This is a genomic window from Ruegeria sp. CG1 (assembly GCF_056537265.1).
In genome coordinates this window covers 749,017-769,121 of the sequence record NZ_JBQFRF010000001.1, presented here as the reverse complement: position 1 = coordinate 769,121, position 20,105 = coordinate 749,017, and the positions used below count along the sequence as shown (strand labels likewise).

Genomic DNA, 20,105 nt, shown 5'->3' with positions numbered 1-20,105 from the left:
TTCAATGCCTCGCTTTATTGTTTCTATCGCAATCGTTCTTTGCGCATCGACATCTCTTGCGGATGTCTGGACCTTCGAAACCCCGTCCGAGAATATTCAGTGTGTCGTCGGGCAGGGGGCGAGTGTTTCGGACCTGTCTTGCACCATAATTGAGCGGAGTGGTGCACCTGCGTTCCCGCGCCCGGCGGATTGCCAGTCGGACTGGGGACATGATTTTTTCATGACCAATACGGGCGCCGTCCGCATGCTGTGCCAACCAGTCAGCCATAACCGGGACGGATTTGACCGTGCAGACTACGGCGTAACCGGAGAGTTTGGCGGGTTCGTTTGCCATTCCTCGAAAAAGGGCTTGGAATGTAGAAACGAAGTCGGTCATGGCTTCTTTTTGTCCCGAGCTAAGCAGAGGGTGTTCTGATCCACGCTGGATGATTTATTGCCCGTTTTAATGCTGGGTTCGCTAAAATCGGTGGATATGTCTGTCGGATGCCTTGAAGTCCCCAAATCATCCGGTCATGCTGCATCACAACAAACGACGATGAGGTTGAAATGGGGGAACAGGTGCCCCACCTTTATCGTCCAAGACAGGAGATGGCCAAAGGTTGCCTGAATCAGGGACCAGCGCCGTCTTGCCAATGATAAGGATAGAGCATGCAAGAGCCTCTGAATTCCTCATACCCCGTCCTGCCGCTGCGCGATATCGTGGTCTTCCCACATATGATCGTGCCGCTGTTCGTGGGCCGTGACAAATCGGTCCGCGCCCTGGAAGAGGTGATGCAGGATGACAAGCAAATTCTGTTGTCCAGCCAGATTGATCCTGGTGAGGACGATCCGGAAATCGACGGTATCTACCGCTCGGGCGTTCTGGCCAACGTGCTGCAACTGCTGAAACTGCCCGATGGCACCGTGAAGGTGCTTGTCGAGGGGCAGGCGCGGGTGCAGATCACAGAATTCCTTGAAAACGATCAGTTTTTCGAAGCGCGCGCCGAGTATCTGACCGAGATTCCGGGCGATGTCACCACGACCGAAGCGCTGTTGCGCACCGTCGCGGATGAGTTTGAGCGCTATGCAAAAGTGCGCAAGAATATCCCCGAAGAGGCGCTGGCCGCCGTCGGTGAAACCACCGAGCCTGCAAAGTTGGCCGACCTTGTGTCAGGTCATCTGGGCATCGAGGTTGAACAGAAACAGGAACTGCTTGAGACGCTCTCGGTGAGCGAGCGGCTTGAGAAGGTCTATGGCCTGATGCAGGGCGAAATGTCGGTTCTGCAGGTCGAGAAAAAGATCAAGACCCGCGTCAAATCCCAGATGGAGAAGACGCAGCGCGAGTACTATCTGAATGAGCAGATGAAAGCCATTCAGAAGGAGCTTGGCGATGGTGAGGACGGCAGCAACGAAGTTGCCGAACTGGAAGCCAAGATCAACGAGACCAAGCTGTCGAAAGAGGCGCGCGAAAAGGCCGAAGGTGAGCTGAAAAAGCTTAAGAACATGTCGCCCATGTCGGCTGAAGCGACCGTTGTGCGCAACTATCTGGACTGGATCCTGTCACTGCCGTGGGGCACCAAATCTCGCGTTAAAAAGGATCTGGGTCGCGCGCAGGACATTCTGGACGCCGATCATTATGGACTTGAGAAAGTCAAAGAGCGGATCGTCGAATATCTGGCGGTTCAGCAGCGCTCGAAAAAGCTGAAAGGCCCGATCCTGTGCCTTGTTGGCCCTCCGGGTGTGGGTAAAACCTCGCTGGGTAAATCGGTCGCAAAAGCCACGGGGCGCGAATTCATTCGCATCTCGCTGGGTGGTGTGCGCGACGAATCTGAGATTCGTGGCCACCGTCGGACTTATATCGGGTCGATGCCCGGCAAGATCATTCAGGCGCTGAAGAAGGCGAAAACCACAAACCCTCTCATCCTGCTCGATGAAATCGACAAGATGGGGCAGGATTTCCGTGGCGATCCAGCCTCGGCGATGCTGGAGGTGTTGGACCCGGAACAGAACAACACGTTCATGGATCATTATCTTGAGGTCGAATATGACCTGTCCAACGTGATGTTCCTGACCACGTCTAACAGCTACAACATGCCTGGGCCTCTGCTAGACCGGATGGAGATCATCCCGCTGGCCGGTTACACCGAAGAGGAAAAGAGCGAGATCGCCAAGCAACACCTGATCGACAAACAGGTCAAAAACCATGGTCTGAAAGCCAAGGAGTTTGAGCTGACCGATGAGGCGCTGCAATCGATCATCCGCACCTATACCCGCGAGGCGGGTGTGCGGAACCTCGAACGCGAAATCGCCAAAGTGGCGCGGAAATCGCTGACCAAGATCATCAAGAAAGAGGCGGAGACCGTAAAGGTGACGCCCGACAATCTGGATGATTTTCTTGGAGTGCCCAAGTTCCGTTATGGCTTGGCTGAACAGGACGATCAGGTTGGTGTAGTCACTGGCTTGGCCTGGACTTCGGTCGGTGGTGATCTGCTGCATATCGAGGCTCTGAAACTGCCCGGCAAAGGGCGGATGAAGACCACTGGTAAGCTGGGCGATGTGATGAAGGAATCGATCGACGCGGCGTCGTCTTACGTCCGATCGATTTCGCCTCAGATCGGGGTTAAACCGCCGCAGTTCGACAAAATCGATATCCACGTGCACGTGCCCGATGGTGCGACGCCAAAGGATGGTCCGTCTGCGGGCTTGGCTATGGTGACCTCGATTGTTTCGGTCCTGACCGGTATTCCTGTGCGCAAGGACATCGCCATGACAGGCGAGGTTTCGCTGCGCGGCAACGCGATGCCGATTGGCGGGCTGAAAGAAAAACTGCTGGCTGCCCTGCGTGGCGGGATCAAGACCGTCCTCATTCCCGAAGAGAATGAAAAGGATCTGGCGGATATCCCCGACAACGTGAAAGAAGGGCTGGAGATCATCGCGGTCAAACACGTCTCGGAGGTACTAGAGCAGGCATTGATACGTAAGCCCGAGTCAATTGAGTGGGATGAGGCCGCTGAAGAGGCCGCTGCCGCTGCCGCCAAGGCGGCCGAAGGGGCAGGACCGTCGGCAACAGCCCACTAAGCCTGAAACAGATTAACTAGAAAGGCGGGGTTATTCCCCGCCTTTTTTGTTCAAAGCCCAATGACAGGTTTGGCCGGGTCCAGCACCTCTTCGTTTTCGATGTAAGCCTGGAATTTTTTGTCTGACAGCGCCGAGCGCACGGCGAGCGCAAAAATCACCGCCGAAAATGCCGCACACAGCATAATATCCCAACCAAACGGGATCTGCTTTTGCGCGCCTTCTCCAAACTGACCCATGTAAGAGATCAGCCCCAAACCACAGAAATAGGGCATCAGCCAAAGCGCCTCGGTCGCGTCCATTTCATCGAGCCGATTGTGAAAGCGGATCAGCAGCAGCGCCATGCCGATGAGCAGTGCAATTCCCAGCCTCCAGACCGTGTCCCATCCGCTCCAGTAGACGATCAGGGTTGAGATCGCGAAGGCCGTGAGCCCGACAAGTTTGACGGCGGGAATACGGATTGAGCGCGGGCGGTCAGGCATCAGATCGCGTAAGCACACCACGGCGATTGGGCCGACCGCGAATGAAAGCACAATGGCGGCCCCGTTCAGGGCGATTACGGTTGCGAACGGGACCGTCAGTAAAAACAGAGTGCCAATCAGAAAGTTGAGAGCCAAGGCCCAAAGCGGTACTCCGAACGATGACAAGATCTGCAAACGTTTCGGCAGGAACCCGTTTTGCGACAGGGCCAGAGCGATACGGGCGTTCGATCCAGTTGCAACCAACCCATTGCCAAACGGGCCGATGACCGACCCGACGTTCAGCAAGCTGAGGAACCACAATATCCCGACGGACATGATGACGCCATCCAACGGACCTTGCCCACCGAAGCTGAGACTCGCCCAGCCATCGCGGATCATTGTGGGATCAAGCGCGCCGATAAAGGCCACCTGTAATCCAAGGTAGATCAGGGCACATAATACAATGGACAGAACCAGAGCAGCCGGGATGTCGAATTTTGGGTTTCGAACTTCTCCCGCCATATCAACAACATGTCGGAAACCTATAAAGGAAAAGATCACTCCACCGGTTGATACTGCGGCCATGATGCCTTTCAGGCCGTAGGGGGCGAATCCGTCAGGTGCGGAGAAATTCTGCACGTCAAAGCGGGTCGCGATCAACAACACGGACAAAACTATCGGAATGGCAATCTTGGCCCAGGTCAGCGTTGCATTTACCTGTGCAAAAAATTTCACGCCTAGTGCGTTCACAGCGACGAACAGCAACATGAACAGCAAGGCGACCGAAACACCAGCGCCGGTCAGTTCGCCGGTATCTGCGGCGTGGAGCCATGACGCGTAGGGTGCGAGGTATTTAAGCATGGCTTCAACTTCGATCGGAGCGGTGGTGTTGTAGCCAATCCAGGCCGTCCATCCCATCGCCATCGACACGATGTTGCCGTGTGAGAACTGAGGGACGCGTGCGATTCCGCCTGGGATAGGTAACATCGCTGAAATCTCGGCGAAGGTTATTGCCAGTATGAACATCGCAACGGCGCCAATAATCCAAGAAAGAACCGCGGCGGGGCCTGCGTGTTGCACGGCGAGCAGGGGGCCGAAAAGCCAGCCTGACCCAATGATTCCTCCAACCGAAATGAAGGTCAGGCCGACCAGGCCAATTTCCCGCTTCAGTTTCGCCATGTTATTTCTCGCCCAAAGAGGGGTGCCTTATTGGTGGCTATGACATCAGGATAAGCAGGCCACGGGAAACATGGCAAGCACCACATATCATGCAGAAAAATCGCGAAAACGAGGTCTGACCGATTCATCTTCTAAATCCTGCTGGGAGTGTTCTTCGAAACGCGATCGCCGGCAATAGGTATTTGAAGTGGAATCGACTCGGAACATGAGGCACGCTGATCGTCTGTGCCAAGGTAGGAGAACCCAGGATGCCTCTGTACAATGATATGTTCGAGCTTTCGGTCGAAGATATGGATATAATCGAAGAGGCCATGCGTCATGCCATAGCTTCCAGATCGAATGGCCCTGTTGACGAGAGGGTAGAAGAAAGGGAAACCCGTGAAGACTTTGTGCGCAAGGCACACGACCTTCTGGGGCGTCTGCATGACCAAAAGGTTTTTTATCGTCCTAAATCCGGCGTGTATGTCGGAGGATGACAGCATTGTGCTCGCAGCGTTGAACCAAATGGCTCCAAAACGCTTCAACTATGCCGCATAAGCATTTGAATAATATGGTGGGTGATAAGAGATTTGAACTCCTGACATCTTCGATGTGAACGAAGCGCTCTACCACTGAGCTAATCACCCATAGCGGCGTTTGATACAGCGGCTTGTGTTTCGCCGCAAGTTCAAAGCGTTCAAATTGCAGCGCGTCAGACGAAATCCGGTTTTCACACATTGCCCGCCAAGTCGTATAGATCGGAAAAAATCAGGTTCGAGCAAAAAACTTGAAAACGCCGCTTGACGATGCCGGGGTGTAGCCATAATACACCCCAACGTTCAGAGATGAACGGGCAGTGGGCGGTTGTAGCTCAGTTGGTTAGAGTACCGGCCTGTCACGCCGGGGGTCGCGGGTTCGAGCCCCGTCAACCGCGCCATCGCTGCCAGCCTTTGATCCGGGCAAACGGATCGCACATAGACCCTAAATGCGCGGTTGTAGCTCAGTTGGTTAGAGTACCGGCCTGTCACGCCGGGGGTCGCGGGTTCGAGCCCCGTCAACCGCGCCATTTTCCTTCGATTTAGAAAGTCATACGCCCTTGTGGGCGTTTTTTTGTGCCGACATCTTACTGATCTTATGGTTTATTGCCTGCAAAACATCAGGGGCAAGCAGTGACCAGTCTAAATCGAGTCATCATGGCACGGCGTAGCCGGCAGTGGGTCCGCGGCCTGAAGCCGGAAACACTTGATGTCATTGAGATTTCTGGTTCGTGGGGTAAGCAATTTGGATTTTGCAGCTATGAACAGATTTGGCACAAGCAACATGATATCTGCACCGGACCCGTTCTGGACAAACAGCAGCAGGTGCGAAAGGTCGATCTGGTTTTGGCCAATCAGGTGTGGGAGCACTTGGATCGCCCGGTTGAAGCCACACTGAACGTGCTAGAGATGTTAAGGCCCGGAGGGTTTTTCTGGCTTGCCGTCCCGTTTTTCATTCCGTTTCACGCCGCTCCGCATGACTGTTCGCGCTGGTCTGCGCGCGGATTGAAAAACCTGCTCACGGAGTGTGGGTTCGACCCGGATCTCATCCGGGCCGAACAGTGGGGCAATCGGCACGCCGCTTTGCGCAATCTCGAACTTGAATGGCCTCCTGTTTATGACCCTGAGACAGACAATTTGGAGAACGATCCCGATTTTCCAATCTGCGCATGGGCTCTGGCTAAGAAATCCAGTGCTTAAGCCGAGTGTCGAAAAATCGCCTGTTCTTACTTTGTTCTAATTTTTTGGTTGGAGACTCAGCCGCTCTCGCCTATCTCTGAGTGACGTTGGTTGTTGGGGGCCTGAATGGCTGAGCTGAAGAATATCGAGGTGCGCGGTGCGCGCGAGCATAACCTCAAGAGCATTGATGTCGACATCCCACGGGATCAGCTAGTGGTGATCACTGGCCTGTCGGGCTCGGGTAAGTCTTCTTTGGCATTTGATACGATCTATGCCGAAGGGCAGCGCCGCTATGTCGAAAGCCTGTCGGCCTATGCGCGCCAGTTCCTCGATATGATGGAGAAGCCCGATGTGGATCACATTAGCGGACTAAGCCCCGCGATTTCGATCGAGCAGAAGACGACCTCAAAAAACCCGCGTTCGACCGTGGGCACCGTAACCGAGATCTACGACTATCTGCGCTTGCTGTTTGCCCGTGCTGGTACGCCTTACAGCCCGGCCACAGGATTGCCGATTGAGGCACAGCAGGTGCAGGACATGGTCGACCGGATCATGACGATGGAGGAGGGCACGCGCGGCTATCTGCTGGCCCCCATCGTTCGTGATCGGAAGGGTGAATATCGGAAAGAATTCCTTGAGCTGCGCAAGCAGGGTTTTCAGCGCGTCAAGGTAGATGGTGAGTTCTATGAATTGGATGAGCCGCCGACACTGGACAAGAAGTTCCGCCACGATATCGACGTCGTTGTCGATCGTCTGGTGGTACGAGAAGGCATGGAAACACGCCTGGCCGACAGCCTAAGGACCGCACTGGATCTGGCGGACGGGATCGCAATCCTCGAAACCGCACCGAAGGAGGGCGACCCGGTACGGATCACATTCAGTGAGAATTTTGCTTGCCCGGTCAGTGGGTTCACCATCCCCGAGATCGAGCCGCGCCTGTTCTCATTCAACGCGCCCTTTGGGGCTTGCCCCGATTGCGACGGGCTTGGGGTCGAACTGTTCTTTGATGAACGTCTGGTCGTGCCGGACCAGACATTGAAACTCTATGACGGGGCACTTGCGCCCTGGCGAAAGGGTAAATCACCATATTTTCTGCAAACGATCGAAGCTATCGCGCGACATTACGAGTTTGACAAGAACACTCCCTGGAAGGACTTGCCCAAGAAAGTCCAGCAGGTGTTTCTGCGCGGGTCTGGTGATGAAGAGATCCAGTTCCGTTATGATGAAGGTGGCCGCGTCTATCAGGTTACCCGAAGCTTTGAAGGCGTCATCCCCAACATGGAGCGCCGCTATCGCGAGACTGACAGCGCCTGGATTCGCGAAGAATTCGAGCGCTATCAAAACAACCGACCCTGCGGCACATGCAAAGGCTACCGTCTGCGTGCTGAGGCGCTGGCCGTCAAAATTGCGGGTTTGCACGTTGGACAGGTCGTCGAAATGTCGATCCGCGAGGCGTTGGCCTGGGTCGAGGATGCCCCAAATCATCTGAGCGTACAAAAGAACGAGATCGCGCGCGCAATTCTCAAGGAAATTCGCGAGCGGTTGGGTTTTTTGAATAATGTTGGATTAGAGTATCTTACGATGTCTCGTTCAAGTGGTACCCTGTCCGGAGGTGAAAGTCAGCGTATCCGTCTGGCGAGCCAGATCGGCTCGGGCCTGACCGGGGTATTGTATGTACTCGACGAGCCATCGATTGGTCTGCACCAACGCGACAATGATCGTCTGCTGGGAACGCTTAAGAATTTGCGTGACCAGGGCAACACGGTCATCGTCGTTGAACATGACGAAGAGGCCATTCGCGAGGCGGATTATGTGTTTGATATCGGTCCCGGTGCAGGAGTGCATGGGGGACAGGTGGTCAGCCACGGTACGCCCGAGCATATCGCCGGCGATGCGGCCTCGATCACCGGTCAATATCTTTCGGGCACGCGCGAGATCCCGGTGCCGGTTGAGCGGCGAAAGGGTAAGAAGCAAAAAGTAGCCGTTGTTAAGGCGACGGGAAACAACCTCAAGAACGTTACGGCCGAATTTCCGCTGGGAAAATTTGTTTGTGTGACCGGTGTGTCTGGCGGTGGAAAATCGACGCTGACGATTGAGACTTTGTTCAAAACCGCCTCGATGCGGTTGAACGGCGCTCGCCAGACACCGGCGCCCTGTGAAACGATCAAAGGGCTAGAGCATCTGGACAAGGTGATCGACATAGATCAGCGACCCATTGGCCGGACTCCACGTTCAAATCCAGCGACTTACACCGGGGCTTTCACCCCGATCCGAGACTGGTTTGCCGGGTTGCCAGAAGCCAAAGCGCGTGGATACAAGCCCGGGCGGTTCAGCTTTAACGTCAAAGGCGGCCGGTGCGAAGCGTGTCAGGGTGATGGCGTCATCAAGATCGAGATGCACTTTCTGCCTGATGTTTATGTCACCTGCGAAACCTGCAAAGGCGCGCGATACAACCGTGAGACGCTTGAGATCAAATTCAAGGGTAAGTCCATCGCGGATGTACTTGATATGACAGTGGAAGATGCGCAGGAGTTTTTTAAAGCGGTGCCATCGATCCGTGACAAGATGGATGCCTTGGCTCGCGTTGGGCTCGGCTACATCAAAGTTGGTCAACAGGCGACCACGCTCTCCGGTGGTGAGGCGCAGCGTGTAAAGCTCTCTAAAGAACTGAGCAAGCGATCAACGGGTCGAACGCTGTATATTCTGGACGAACCCACAACGGGTCTGCATTTCGAGGACGTGCGTAAACTGTTGGAAGTCCTGCACGAACTGGTCGACCAAGGAAATACTGTTGTTGTCATCGAACATAATCTCGATGTCGTAAAAACCGCCGACTGGATAATCGACATTGGCCCGGAAGGTGGCGATGGCGGAGGTCAGATTGTGGCTGAGGGTACGCCCGAAGACGTCGCTGAATGTGAGCGTAGCCACACTGGGCGTTATCTGAAGCCAATGCTGGATGGGCAAGCCGTAGCTGCCGAATAGGAACAGAGCGAGAGAAGAAAATGCTGCGAATTTTCTTCTCTGTTGCTTCGTAGAGCGCTGCGTTCTGAGGTTGTTCAGTCTCTGGACCGCTTCTCAAAACGTGGCAGCATGGCGCTGAAATCGCGCCCCAAGCCATCTTCGTGTTCGACAAACGATTCATAGAGCTTTGTCGCAACCTGTCCCATGGGCGTATCGGCATTCGCACTTTCGGCGGCCTGTTGGCTGAGGCGTAGATCTTTCAACATCAGCTCGGCGGCGAAACCAGGGGTATAGTCATTGTCGGATGGGCTTTCGGGTCCAACGCCGGGGGCAGGGCAATAGGCGTTCATTGTCCAGCTGTACCCTGAGGACGTGCTGACGACATCGAACATCTTTTGCCGGTCCAATCCCAATTTATCAGCAAGCGCAAATGCCTCGCAGGTTGCGATCATTGTTACGCCGAGGATCATGTTGTTGCAGATTTTGGCGGCCTGACCCGCGCCAGCTTCACCGCAGTGAACCGCTTTTTGCCCCATGATTTCAAATAACGGAGCCGCCTTGGCAAAAGCTGCGTCAGATCCACCGGCCATAAAGGTCAAAGTGCCTGCAGCGGCCCCACCAATCCCGCCGGATACAGGTGCATCGACTGATAGCAGACCAGCCTGAGCAGCTTGCTGCGCCACCGCGCGGGCGCTGTCGACATCGACCGTAGAGCAGTCAATCAGAACCGCGCCGTCTTGCATTTCAGGGACAACTTCATCGGCCACAGCGCGCAGAATTTGCCCGTTGGGAAGCATAGTGATAACCACGTCGGCTTCCGCAGCTGCGGCAGCGCCGGAAGACGCCATGGCCACGCCTTCAACGGCGACATCAACTTGATCAAATCCGATCACGTCATGACCCGCGCGCGCCAGATTGGCAGCCATCGGGCCGCCCATATTGCCAAGCCCTATGAATGCGATTTTCATCCCTTACTCCTCTGAAAAGCTTAGTGCATCCGCACCGAGCGGTTGCAGCATTTTGGACACCGCGACTGCAGGCACATCCAAATCAGCAAACTGCCATTTCGGGTTGCGATCCTTGTCGATGATCTGGGCGCGAATGCCTTCCAGAAAATCGCCATGCTCCATCGCGCGATAGGTAAACCGGTACTCCAGATCCAGCGCTTTTTGCAATGTCAGGTTGGTTCCGCGCAGCCGATGCAACATCTCGACAGCACAAGCCATGGAGATAGGAGAGTTTCGCTGCAGTGTGCCGAGAATTTTCGTCGAAAATTCTGTGTCATCGCTGCGCAAGCTGTTCAGGATATCGCCAAGGCTTTCTCCGCTGAATAGCCTGTCGATCTCGCCCTGCATTTCAGCCAAGGGGCTATCCGGTGTGGGCACTGCATGCTCATCCACCAGTTCCGCCCGTCCAGAGGCTTCCAACTGGTCTATCAGCCCCGCCCAATGCTCTTGGGGAATGAAATGGTCGGCAAACCCGGCATAGATCGCATCTCCGGGCCCCATGCGGTGGCCGGTGGTACCCAGATACTCGCCCAATCGCCCCGGCGCCAGCGCCAACATCAGCGATCCGCCCACATCAGGAACCAGCCCGATTGAGCATTCCGGCATCGCGATCTTTGAGCTTTCTCCAACCACTCGATGGCTGCCATGGCACCCGATGCCAACCCCGCCACCCATGGTGAAACCTTGCAGGAAGCTGATCACTGGTTTTGAGTACTCAAAAATCAAGGCATTCAGGCGGTATTCGTCGCGCCAAAACGTTTGGCCATAAGCATAGTCCGCCTTGGTGCCGGTCGCATATAGCTCGGCAATATCTCCGCCAGCGCAAAAGGCTTTGTCGCCTTCGGCATCGAGAATGATCAGATCGACTTGATCATCCTCACGCCAGTTGCGCAGAGCGGTATCGATGGCCATGCACATCTCATAGCTAAGGGCGTTCAGGGCGTGTGGTCGTGTCAGCGTGATGCGCCCGGCACGGCCTGCGGTGCGAATGTCAATATCGGACATCAAAGACCTCAGCGATTGGAGAGCATCTGGCGCGCAACGATCACGCGCATGATCTCGTTCGTGCCTTCCAGAATTTGGTGCACGCGCAGATCCCGCACCAGTTTCTCGATGCCATAATCAGCCAGATAGCCATATCCACCGTGCAATTGCAGACACTGATCCACGACTTTCGATCCGGTTTCGGTTACGAACTTCTTGGCCATCGCGCAGAATTTTGTGGCGTCCGGTGCGCCTTGATCAAGTTTCCACGCTGCCTGACGCAAGAATGTGCGCGCCGCCTGTAGCTCAATCTCCATATCTGCCAGTCGGAACTGCAGCGCTTGAAACTGATCGATCGATTGTCCAAAGGCCTTGCGCTCGGACATATACTGCAACGTCATGTCCAGACCGTTCTGAGCTGCCCCCAGCGAGCAGGAGGCGATGTTCAGGCGGCCACCGTCCAGCCCCTTCATCGCGTATTTGAAACCGTCGCCTTCAGCCCCGACCAGATTGCCGGATGGAATTTTGCAATCGTCAAACTGAACTTGCGCGGTTGGCTGGCTTTTCCAACCCATTTTTTGTTCCAGACCACCGAAACTCAGGCCCGGCGTGCCGTCTTCGACATAGACGGTAGAGATTCCTTTAGGGCCGTCTTCACCCGTGCGCACCATGCAGACATAGGCATCCGAATAGCCGCCGCCGGAAATGAACGCTTTCGTGCCGTTGAGCGTGAAGCCTTCATTGGTCCGTTCAGCGCGCGTTTTCAGCGCCGCAGCGTCCGATCCCGATCCGGGTTCCGTCAGGCAGTAGCTGAGGACGGTTTCGAGGCTGAGGATACTTGGCATAATGCGGGACTTCAGATCGTCACTGCCAAAGCTGTCCAGCATTTTGGCGCACATGTTGTGAATCGACAGGAACGCCGCGACCGAGGGACAGGCCATCGATAGCGCTTCGAACACCAGTGTCGCATCCAATCGCGTCAGGCCAGAACCACCAGCCTCTTCCGAGACATAAAGTCCACCAAATCCTAGTTCGCCGATTTTGGGCCAAAGCTCTTTGGGGATGGTTCCGTCTGCTTCCCACTGACGCGCGAAGGGGGCGATGTGGTCTTGGCCAAAGGCGTAGGCCATGTCGAAAATGGCCGTTTGTTCTTCGGTCAGCGCGAAATCCATGACGTGTGCTTCCTGATGGCTATAGAATTGAACGAGCGTTTTATTCTTCAATCCTTACAGAAATTTTTCAATAACGGCAAACACGGCGATTTAGGGGATTTCTGGACGGTGAGGTATACTGCGGGAATTCTGCTTTCTTGATCATTACGGAGTATTCTTATGTCGTCACACAAGCTTGCTGTTATCGCGATTCACGGCATGGGCAGCCAGTACAATCCTCAGAACCAGCCCCCATCAACGACCCCAACGTTTTCCAAAGGGCTGAAACGACGCGTTTCGAACCGGGTCGGCGCGGATATGGATGATGTAATCTGGCACGAGGTGGTCTGGGCACAGATCCTGCAAGGGCGGCAAAAGGCATATCTGCGCAAGGTCAACCGCAGCCTTGGATACGACAAGCTGCGCGAGTTTGTAGTGTGCAATCTGTCGGATGCGGCTTCTTACCGACCAACCCCGGATGATGGCGATAAGATCTATGAGGCGATCCACAAGAAAATCGAGAATGTGATGGGGGTCGTCAAATACCAGGTCGGACCACAGGGGCCTGTACTGATCCTGGCGCATTCGCTGGGTGGGCACATAATGTCGAACTATATTTATGACATGCAAAGACATCTGCGCCAGGGTGGTTCACCGGTTCATCCGACAGATGTTGAAAACATGAAAACCGTTGCTGGCCTCGTGACGTTTGGGTGCAATATTCCGATTTTTCTGTTCGCATATCCCGAGAATGAGATTTTTCCGATCATGGCCCCGAACCGCGCGCTGCCGCCTGCGTTGCAGTTTTCGACCTGGTGGCGAAACTACTATGACAAGCATGATGTTTTGGGTTTTCCTTTGGGCAAAAGCGCGCCAAGCTATGAACAGCTCGCTCAAAGTGGGGCCTTGAAGGATAAGCCGATCAATGCGGGCAAAATCTTTACGTCGTGGAACCCGCTTTCGCATAACGGATACTGGACGGATCGCGATTTGTATGAACCCGTAGCGGACCGGATCAAAGAGATTTTGGCGGCGGTTTGACTTTAAAGGTCGGCGTGAAATTCCTCGATCAGGTGCTTGACCACCGCCATGCCCGGATCATCCCCGCGCGCCAAAGCTTCAGCGTAAACACGGCGTTGGCGGGTGGCGGAGGTGCCATTTTCTGCGATCTGCCGAAGGCGGGCGAGTTCGGTCATGGTGCCCAATGCCTCGGTGTCTTCGGCCAACATGCCCATCAGCTCTCCGATCAGTTCAGCCATCGGCTTGATTGAGCGATCACCGAAATCGATCAGACCTTCGCCCACACCGTAGCGCTGCGCGCGCCAACGGTTTTCGCCGATCAGAAACTTATCATATTGCCGCCAACGAAGATTGCGGTCTTTCAGGCGGCACAGCATCCGGGTCAGCGCCTGCACTAGCGCTGCAAGCGAAAGCGTATGTTCAAGCCTTGGCTGTACGTCCATGATGCGAGTTTCTAGGGTGGGGAACCGGTGAGATGGACGTAGGTCCCACCAGATCTTCGAGGTATCCTCGATAACGCCGAGTTCGACCAGCACGCCGGTGGTGCGTTCGTATTCGCCCCAACTGCCGAACACCGGGGGCAGACCGGTCCGGGGCAGATTGTCGAACACGGTGAGCCTATAGGAGGAAAGCCCGGTGTCTTCGCCGTTCCAATAAGGAGACGAGGTCGACAACGCCAGCAGATGGGGCAGAAAGTAAGAAAGCTGGGGTACCAGGTCGGCGCGCAAGGCTTGATCTTCGACGCCCACATGCACATGCATTCCGCAGATCAGCATCCGCCGCGCCACGCCGCCCAAAGCATGCTGCAGGGCGTCATAGCGTTCTTTCCGTGTATGGTGTTGATCTTTCCAGTTCGCAAACGGGTGGCAAGAGACAGCGATCGGAGCCAAGTTATACTCGGCTGCACGTTTTGAAACACAAGAACGCAGGCGCTTTAGATCTTCGCGCGCCGATCTGATCGTAGCATGTGGGCGGGTCCCGACTTCGATCTGGCACTGCAGAAATTCCGGGCTGACCTGGCCTTCGAAATCTGCCTGACAAGCTTCCATCAATGCTGCGGGCGCCTCGGCGAGCTGCAGACTGTCTTGATCGACCAGCAGGTATTCCTCTTCAATGCCGATCGTGAATTCCTGCTGCATGGCGGCCCTCGTTGGTCAATTCACATCAGTGAATACGGAAATTAGCGTTTTGCCAAGGGTTTGGCCTGTCGGTTCTTGCGGAAGTCCTGCGTGCACAGGTAAAGAACGGGCGCAACGCAATGTGGAGCCGTCCTCGTGAAACCCAGAAAATTTCCGCAGATCAATGCAGCCCTAGATGAGTTGGGCGTCAAGCTGATCGACAAGGTTACGGAACAGGATGAACGGGCGCGGCTGGAAGCGTTCGAACGGGCAGGGGGATTGACCAGGCCCGCTTATGCCCTGTCGCCGGGAATGGACGGATTCGATATCGCGCAACTTGTCGAAGAGTATACGCGCCATGCCGATGCGCTTGCAGCTTTGAAGGACCCGGCGCGAAACCAAACCGGTTATTACACCGGAAACGGATATTACGATAGCCCGGATGCGGATGCGCTTTACTTGATGATCCGCCGCTTTCAGCCCAAGCGCGTGATCGAGGTCGGCTGCGGGAACTCTACCCGCGTGACGCGGCAGGCGATCATAGATGGTGGTTTGGATACGACGATCACGGCAATTGATCCGTACCCGCGCGCAGATATCGCCCATGTCGTCGATCAGTTTGAGCAGAAGCGACTGGAAGAAGTAGATCCCGCGCTGTTCGATCAGCTTGAGGCTGGGGATGTTCTGTTCATCGATTCAAGCCATGTGGTTCGGATGAGCAACGATGTCGCCCATCTATTCTGTCGGATCATTCCGGCGCTGAAACCCGGCGTTGTCATTCATGTCCACGATGTTTTTCTGCCTTATGAATATCCCAAACGGTTCTTCTATGACTGCCCAGGATGGGGTGAGCAATACATGTTGCATGCCTTGCTGCAATCCGGTTTCTATTCAATGCTTTGGCCCGGATATTACCTGCAGCAGGATCGCCCCGACGCCGTCGCAGCGCTGCCGTTTCTAGAAGAGGGCCGTGCGCAGAGCATCTGGGTTCAGCTCAAAGAAAATTGATTTCTGTGTGATCCGGTTCGAACCCAGGCCCGTAACCCTTTCCATAACAAGCTGGAGAGGAGTTAACAGCCATGTTCCGCCGCACATTCATGGGCACTGCCGCCGCATTTGCACTTGCACTGCCCGTCAAGGCACAGGCCGCTGATATCGTAGATACCGCAGTTGCTGCCGGGTCATTCAACACCCTGGTTGCTGCCGTTCAGGCCGCGGGCCTGGTTGATACGCTGAAAGGCGATGGGCCCTTCACCGTCTTTGCACCCACGGATGAAGCTTTTGCAGCTCTGCCTGAAGGCACTGTTGAAACCCTACTTCTGCCGGAAAACAAGGACCAGTTGGTGTCGATCCTGACCTACCATGTCGTGCCAGCCAAAGTGATGTCCGGCGACATTGCAGGAAAGCGCGCGAAGGTTCTGACCGTGCAAGGCGACCGACTAAGCGTGAACGCAAAAAATGGCGTGAAAGTTAATGGTGCCAAAGTTGTGCAGGCCGACATCGAAGCCAGCAACGGCGTCATTCACGTTGTCGACGAAGTGATCATTCCCGAATAAATCTACCACCTTCACGAAAACAAAAGCCCCGTTCCTGATGGACGGGGCTTTTTTGTGTTTCGTGTAGAAACTCGCCGTTTAGACCAAACGTACCTGAGTACCGACCTTTACCAGCGGATACAGCTCTTCAACGTGCTGGTTATAGAGACCAATACAGCCGGACGAGCTCTGACGGCCAATCTTGCGGGTATCATAGGTGCCGTGAACCAGGTAGGTAGGCCAGCCAAGATACATAGCGCGAGTTCCCAATGGGTTTCCAGGTTCACCACCCTCCATGCGAATTGGCAACGAGGGATCGCGCTCGCGCATTGATGGGGTTGGTGTCCAGCTTGGGTTCTCCGCCTTGCGTGTGACTTTGGTATAGCCGCGCTTGGTCAGCTCTTCGCTCATCGGGACAGAACTGGGGTACAGCTTGTAGGTTCCATCCGGCCCCCAGTAATGAACAGCCCGGCTGGTGATATCGGCCAACAATGCGCCGACGCCCAACTCGTCAAAGTGATCCTGCCAATTCTGCTGCGAGAACGATGAAACGTTACGACGTACTGGAAGCTGCGTGCTGATTGCTTCCTCGGTCTGTGGGAAAGCATCAGTGCTTTGAGCACGCACGATAGCAGGGGCCGCAATCAGCGATGCAGCGCCCAAAAGGGCGTGACGACGGGTAAAACGATTTTGGGACAAGGTTGCCTCCAGGGAGTTATGAGCTGCTCGGATAGTTGAATTACCGATAAAATATTAGTGAATGCCTGCTTTTTCCAGAGGGCGACCTCTGAATTTCTTGTGAGGTACGCGATCAGGCAGCAACTGGCGCAGGCACGAAAAAACCCGACCCATGTAGGGCCGGGTTTCCTGATTTGTAAGCTGAATGATCAGTCCATCGCTTTGAAGTTGAACTCGCCACCTTCCTTGATGCCCGACGGCCAGCGCGATGTCACTGTTTTGGTGCGGGTGTAGAACTTGAAGCTGTCTGGACCGTGCTGGTTCAGGTCGCCGAACATCGATTTCTTCCAGCCGCCAAAAGTGTGGTAGGCCAGCGGAACCGGGATCGGAACGTTGATGCCGACCATGCCGATGTTCACACGGCTGGCAAAGTCACGCGCCGTATCACCGTCGCGGGTGAAGATCGCAGTGCCGTTGCCGTATTCATGATCCATCGCCAGTTTCAACGCCTCTTCATAAGAACCCGCGCGTACGGTCGACAGGACCGGGCCAAAGATCTCTTGCTTGTAGATGTCCATCTCGGGTGTGACGTTGTCGAACAGGTGCGGGCCGACAAAGAAGCCGTCCTCATAGCCCTGCAGGCTGAAGTCGCGGTTGTCGACAACCAGCTTCGCGCCCTGCTCAACGCCCGAGTTGATCAGGCCAAGGATACGCTCTTTCGCGGCAGCAGTAACAACCGGACCCATGTCTACGTCGTCGCCCGCTGTGTAGGGGCCGACTTTCAGCTTTTCTACGCGCGGGATCAGTTTTTCGATCAGTGCGTCTGCGGTTTCTTCACCCACAGGAACGGCAACCGAGATCGCCATGCAGCGCTCGCCAGCCGCGCCAAAACCCGCACCAACCAGCGCGTCAGCAGCCTGATCCAGATCGGCGTCAGGCATAACGATCATGTGGTTCTTGGCGCCACCGAAGCACTGCGCGCGTTTGCCGTTGGCGGTTGCACGAGCATAGATGTACTGCGCGATCGGGGTTGAACCCACGAACGACACGCCCTGAATGATTTCGCTGTCCAGCAGGGTGTCCACGGCCTCTTTGTCACCGTTTACGACTTGGAACACGCCCTTGGGCAGACCAGCTTCGACAAACAGCTCTGCCAGCATCAATGGAACAGAGGGGTCGCGCTCGGACGGCTTTAGAACAACTGCGTTGCCGCAGGCCAGTGCCGGGCCAACGTGCCAAAGCGGCATCATTGCGGGGAAGTTGAATGGCATGATCGAAGCGACCACGCCCAGCGGCTGACGCATTGAGTACATATCAATGCCCGGGCCCGCGCTGTCTGTGAATTCACCTTTCAGCATCTGAGGCGCGCCGATGCAGTATTCGATCACTTCCAGACCGCGCTGCAAGTCACCCTTCGCATCGGGAATGGTCTTGCCATGTTCACGACTGAGCGCCTCGGCCAGCTTGTCCATGTCGCGGTTCATCAAGCCAACCATCGCCATCATTACGCGCGCGCGCTTCTGTGGGTTGGTTGCGCCCCAAGCGACCTGAGCTGCTGCAGCGTCTTCGATCGCTGCGGTGGTTTCGGCAACGCTCGCCATCGGGCATTGGTACTGCACTTCACCCGTTGCTGGGTTGAATACATTGTCAAAGCGGCCAGATGTGCCAGCGACATTTTCGCCGTTGATGAAATGGGTCAGGTTCTGCATTGCAAACTCCTCCGGATTAAGTTGCGCGAAGAATAGACTTGCGAAAATCACCTGAACAGAGGCAATATTTCAAATCAGTTTTGCAAAAATGCAAAGGGTAGAGCATGACGCCGAATTGGGATGATTTGCGGGTATTTCTGGCGGTCGCGCGCGATGAAAGCCTTTCGGGTGCGGGGCGGGTTCTCAAGATAGACCCGGCGACAGTCGGGCGCAGAATCGCGCGGCTCGAAGCGGCATTGGACGCGGTGTTGTTCACGAAATCACAGCAGGGCTATGTGTTGACGACTGCAGGACAACGCCTGATGGAGCATGGGCTGCAGGCGGAAGAAGCTATGCGTGCAGCGACTGGTGTCATGTCAGGCTCTGCCAAATCGCTAAGCGGTCAGATCCGAATTGGTGCCCCGGATGGTAGTGCCAATTACCTGTTGCCACAGGTCTGCGCCAAGATCAGCGATGCCAATCCTGATCTCGACATTCAGATCCTGGCGTTGCCGCGCATCATCAACCTATCCCGGCGAGAGGCCGACATGGCGGTAACAGTCAGTGCGCCCACCGCAGGGAAACTGCTGGTGCAGAAGATATCCGACTATCGGCTGCATATGGTCGCAACGAAGGAATACCTGAGTCGTCACGCCGAAATTCGATCCATCGAGGATCTAAAAGGGCATCGGATGATAGGCTATATTCCGGACATGATTTTCGACCGCGAGCTGGACTATCTCAACGACATTGGTGTTGAACGTGTCGCGCTTGCATCAAACTCTGTTTCCGTTCAGCTGCGACAAGTTTCGCTGGGAACAGGGGTCTGCGTGGCACATGATTTCACATTGCCGTTCCATCGGGGATTGCAGAAAATCCTGACGGATCAGGTCAGTCTGACCCGGGGGTTCTATCTGGTCCGCCATCAGGGCGATCAGCGCAATGAGCGGTTGAACCGCTTTGCCGAGGCGTTGACGCGCGGAATACGGGACGAAGTAGCGCGGCTTGAGCGCGAAGCTTCACCTTGACACATTCACACATTCCGGCAACGCTTTGGAAAACAGTACGTAATTCCGGAGGTTTTCGCTTATGCTTGTACAGGCCATTCTCAAATCCAAGGCCAGCGGCGGTGTGGAGACGGTCGAGCCAACGGCATCCGTTTCTCAGGCTGCCGAGATTCTTGCGGAAAAGCGGATTGGTACTGTGGTCATTTCCGAGGATGGGGGGCAGACGGCAGCGGGCATTTTATCCGAACGAGACATTGTTCGCGAGTTGGCTGCCAGCGGCAGCGGATGCTTGGATAAACCCGTTAGCAACTATATGACCAAGCAACTTGTGACCGCCAGCCAGCAGGATACTGTTGAGTCTATCCTGTCCCAGATGACCGAAGGTCGATTTCGCCACATGCCTGTATTGGAAGATGGCAAACTGGTCGGCATCGTTACGCTGGGTGATGCGGTCAAGGCGCAACTGGCTGAACTTGCTATGGAAAAAGACGCGCTTGAGGGCATGATCATGGGGCACTGAACGCGGGGGCTGTTTCAGCCTCTTGCACCTGCGGCAAAGTTATGT

The 20,105-nt window shown here is 55.4% G+C and carries 17 protein-coding genes and 3 tRNA genes; 12 read left to right on the top strand and 8 right to left on the bottom strand.

Features of this window, described 5'->3' with window-relative positions:
* Positions 1-4 precede the first annotated feature (4 nt).
* Together ACR0AU_RS03900 and lon are read left to right on the top strand one after the other, a co-directional pair.
* Positions 5-415, top strand: coding sequence for a DUF6636 domain-containing protein (locus ACR0AU_RS03900; protein ID WP_170405494.1), 411 nt, complete (start codon positions 5-7; stop codon positions 413-415).
* Between the two features lie 233 nt (positions 416-648).
* On the top strand, positions 649-3,057 hold the full coding sequence (lon, locus tag ACR0AU_RS03895; RefSeq protein WP_170393206.1) for an endopeptidase La: 2,409 nt from the start codon (positions 649-651) through the stop codon (positions 3,055-3,057).
* A 50-nt stretch (positions 3,058-3,107) separates the two neighbouring features.
* Here the strand turns inward: lon and ACR0AU_RS03890 are convergent, their stop codons facing one another.
* Positions 3,108-4,694: an APC family permease gene (locus ACR0AU_RS03890; protein ID WP_480795288.1), complete on the bottom strand. Its 1,587-nt coding sequence runs from the start codon at positions 4,692-4,694 to the stop codon at positions 3,108-3,110.
* Between the two features lie 248 nt (positions 4,695-4,942).
* On the opposite strand from ACR0AU_RS03890, the gene ACR0AU_RS03885 reads away from it, so the two are divergent.
* A complete protein-coding gene (locus ACR0AU_RS03885) occupies positions 4,943-5,170 on the top strand; it encodes a hypothetical protein (RefSeq protein WP_170393204.1) in 228 nt (75 codons plus the stop codon).
* Positions 5,171-5,245: 75 nt separating this feature from the next.
* On the opposite strand, the gene ACR0AU_RS03880 is transcribed toward ACR0AU_RS03885, so the two are convergent.
* Positions 5,246-5,320, bottom strand: a tRNA-Val gene (locus ACR0AU_RS03880).
* 213 nt (positions 5,321-5,533) lie between these two features.
* Between ACR0AU_RS03880 and ACR0AU_RS03875 the strand changes: the two genes are divergently transcribed.
* The 4 genes from ACR0AU_RS03875 (at position 5,534) to uvrA (ending at position 9,373) form a co-directional block, all read left to right on the top strand.
* Positions 5,534-5,610 (top strand) — tRNA-Asp (locus ACR0AU_RS03875).
* Positions 5,611-5,662: 52 nt separating this feature from the next.
* Positions 5,663-5,739 (top strand) — tRNA-Asp (locus ACR0AU_RS03870).
* A 127-nt stretch (positions 5,740-5,866) separates the two neighbouring features.
* Positions 5,867-6,409 carry a methyltransferase domain-containing protein gene (locus ACR0AU_RS03865; RefSeq protein WP_480795287.1) on the top strand — a complete coding sequence of 181 codons (543 nt, stop codon included), beginning with the start codon at positions 5,867-5,869 and terminating at the stop codon, positions 6,407-6,409.
* A gap of 105 nt (positions 6,410-6,514) precedes the next feature.
* The gene (gene uvrA / locus ACR0AU_RS03860; protein ID WP_480795286.1) at positions 6,515-9,373 is read left to right on the top strand and encodes an excinuclease ABC subunit UvrA; all 2,859 of its coding nucleotides are present in this window, start codon (positions 6,515-6,517) and stop codon (positions 9,371-9,373) included.
* A 74-nt stretch (positions 9,374-9,447) separates the two neighbouring features.
* On the opposite strand, the gene mmsB is transcribed toward uvrA, so the two are convergent.
* Genes mmsB through ACR0AU_RS03845 form a run of 3 tightly spaced genes read right to left on the bottom strand, consistent with a single transcriptional unit; the run spans position 9,448 to position 12,515 of the window.
* Positions 9,448-10,320, bottom strand: coding sequence for a 3-hydroxyisobutyrate dehydrogenase (gene mmsB / locus ACR0AU_RS03855; protein WP_480795285.1), 873 nt, complete (start codon positions 10,318-10,320; stop codon positions 9,448-9,450).
* 3 nt (positions 10,321-10,323) lie between these two features.
* Positions 10,324-11,364 carry an enoyl-CoA hydratase/isomerase family protein gene (locus ACR0AU_RS03850; protein WP_480590520.1) on the bottom strand — a complete coding sequence of 347 codons (1,041 nt, stop codon included), beginning with the start codon at positions 11,362-11,364 and terminating at the stop codon, positions 10,324-10,326.
* Between the two features lie 8 nt (positions 11,365-11,372).
* Positions 11,373-12,515, bottom strand: a complete 1,143-nt coding sequence (locus ACR0AU_RS03845; protein ID WP_480795284.1) for an acyl-CoA dehydrogenase family protein — start codon at positions 12,513-12,515, stop codon at positions 11,373-11,375.
* Between the two features lie 159 nt (positions 12,516-12,674).
* On the opposite strand from ACR0AU_RS03845, the gene ACR0AU_RS03840 reads away from it, so the two are divergent.
* A complete protein-coding gene (locus ACR0AU_RS03840; RefSeq protein WP_170393198.1) occupies positions 12,675-13,535 on the top strand; it encodes a hypothetical protein in 861 nt (286 codons plus the stop codon).
* Between the two features lie 2 nt (positions 13,536-13,537).
* Here ACR0AU_RS03840 and ACR0AU_RS03835 read toward each other — a convergent pair whose 3' ends face one another.
* Positions 13,538-14,653, bottom strand: coding sequence for a carboxylate-amine ligase (locus ACR0AU_RS03835; RefSeq protein ID WP_170510546.1), 1,116 nt, complete (start codon positions 14,651-14,653; stop codon positions 13,538-13,540).
* A gap of 135 nt (positions 14,654-14,788) precedes the next feature.
* On the opposite strand from ACR0AU_RS03835, the gene ACR0AU_RS03830 reads away from it, so the two are divergent.
* Entirely contained in the window at positions 14,789-15,640 is an 852-nt protein-coding gene (locus tag ACR0AU_RS03830; protein WP_170610464.1) for a class I SAM-dependent methyltransferase, read from the top strand.
* Between the two features lie 71 nt (positions 15,641-15,711).
* Positions 15,712-16,188 carry a fasciclin domain-containing protein gene (locus ACR0AU_RS03825; protein WP_170732089.1) on the top strand — a complete coding sequence of 159 codons (477 nt, stop codon included), beginning with the start codon at positions 15,712-15,714 and terminating at the stop codon, positions 16,186-16,188.
* Between the two features lie 78 nt (positions 16,189-16,266).
* Here the strand turns inward: ACR0AU_RS03825 and ACR0AU_RS03820 are convergent, their stop codons facing one another.
* The gene (locus tag ACR0AU_RS03820) at positions 16,267-16,866 is read right to left on the bottom strand and encodes a L,D-transpeptidase (protein WP_480795283.1); all 600 of its coding nucleotides are present in this window, start codon (positions 16,864-16,866) and stop codon (positions 16,267-16,269) included.
* Between the two features lie 188 nt (positions 16,867-17,054).
* Positions 17,055-18,554: a CoA-acylating methylmalonate-semialdehyde dehydrogenase gene (locus ACR0AU_RS03815; RefSeq protein WP_170405524.1), complete on the bottom strand. Its 1,500-nt coding sequence runs from the start codon at positions 18,552-18,554 to the stop codon at positions 17,055-17,057.
* A 104-nt stretch (positions 18,555-18,658) separates the two neighbouring features.
* On the opposite strand from ACR0AU_RS03815, the gene ACR0AU_RS03810 reads away from it, so the two are divergent.
* Together ACR0AU_RS03810 and ACR0AU_RS03805 are read left to right on the top strand one after the other, a co-directional pair.
* Complete coding sequence (locus ACR0AU_RS03810; protein ID WP_170405527.1) at positions 18,659-19,561, top strand: LysR family transcriptional regulator; 903 nt, start codon at positions 18,659-18,661, stop codon at positions 19,559-19,561.
* Positions 19,562-19,622: 61 nt separating this feature from the next.
* Positions 19,623-20,060 (top strand): CBS domain-containing protein, encoded by a 438-nt coding sequence (locus tag ACR0AU_RS03805; protein ID WP_170405529.1) that lies wholly within the window; start codon positions 19,623-19,625, stop codon positions 20,058-20,060.
* Positions 20,061-20,105: the final 45 nt, after the last annotated feature.

Bases quoted from the DNA above. Each gene is read 5' to 3' on its own strand.
- ACR0AU_RS03900 (WP_170405494.1), top strand. From the start codon at position 5: ATGCCTCGCTTTATTGTTTCTATCGCAATCGTTCTTTGCGCATCGACA.
- lon (WP_170393206.1), top strand. From the start codon at position 649: ATGCAAGAGCCTCTGAATTCCTCATACCCCGTCCTGCCGCTGCGCGAT.
- ACR0AU_RS03890 (WP_480795288.1), bottom strand. From the start codon at position 4,694: ATGGCGAAACTGAAGCGGGAAATTGGCCTGGTCGGCCTGACCTTCATT.
- ACR0AU_RS03885 (WP_170393204.1), top strand. From the start codon at position 4,943: ATGCCTCTGTACAATGATATGTTCGAGCTTTCGGTCGAAGATATGGAT.
- ACR0AU_RS03865 (WP_480795287.1), top strand. From the start codon at position 5,867: ATGGCACGGCGTAGCCGGCAGTGGGTCCGCGGCCTGAAGCCGGAAACA.
- uvrA (WP_480795286.1), top strand. From the start codon at position 6,515: ATGGCTGAGCTGAAGAATATCGAGGTGCGCGGTGCGCGCGAGCATAAC.
- mmsB (WP_480795285.1), bottom strand. From the start codon at position 10,320: ATGAAAATCGCATTCATAGGGCTTGGCAATATGGGCGGCCCGATGGCT.
- ACR0AU_RS03850 (WP_480590520.1), bottom strand. From the start codon at position 11,364: ATGTCCGATATTGACATTCGCACCGCAGGCCGTGCCGGGCGCATCACG.
- ACR0AU_RS03845 (WP_480795284.1), bottom strand. From the start codon at position 12,515: ATGGATTTCGCGCTGACCGAAGAACAAACGGCCATTTTCGACATGGCC.
- ACR0AU_RS03840 (WP_170393198.1), top strand. From the start codon at position 12,675: ATGTCGTCACACAAGCTTGCTGTTATCGCGATTCACGGCATGGGCAGC.
- ACR0AU_RS03835 (WP_170510546.1), bottom strand. From the start codon at position 14,653: ATGCAGCAGGAATTCACGATCGGCATTGAAGAGGAATACCTGCTGGTC.
- ACR0AU_RS03825 (WP_170732089.1), top strand. From the start codon at position 15,712: ATGTTCCGCCGCACATTCATGGGCACTGCCGCCGCATTTGCACTTGCA.
- ACR0AU_RS03815 (WP_170405524.1), bottom strand. From the start codon at position 18,554: ATGCAGAACCTGACCCATTTCATCAACGGCGAAAATGTCGCTGGCACA.
- ACR0AU_RS03810 (WP_170405527.1), top strand. From the start codon at position 18,659: ATGACGCCGAATTGGGATGATTTGCGGGTATTTCTGGCGGTCGCGCGC.
- ACR0AU_RS03805 (WP_170405529.1), top strand. From the start codon at position 19,623: ATGCTTGTACAGGCCATTCTCAAATCCAAGGCCAGCGGCGGTGTGGAG.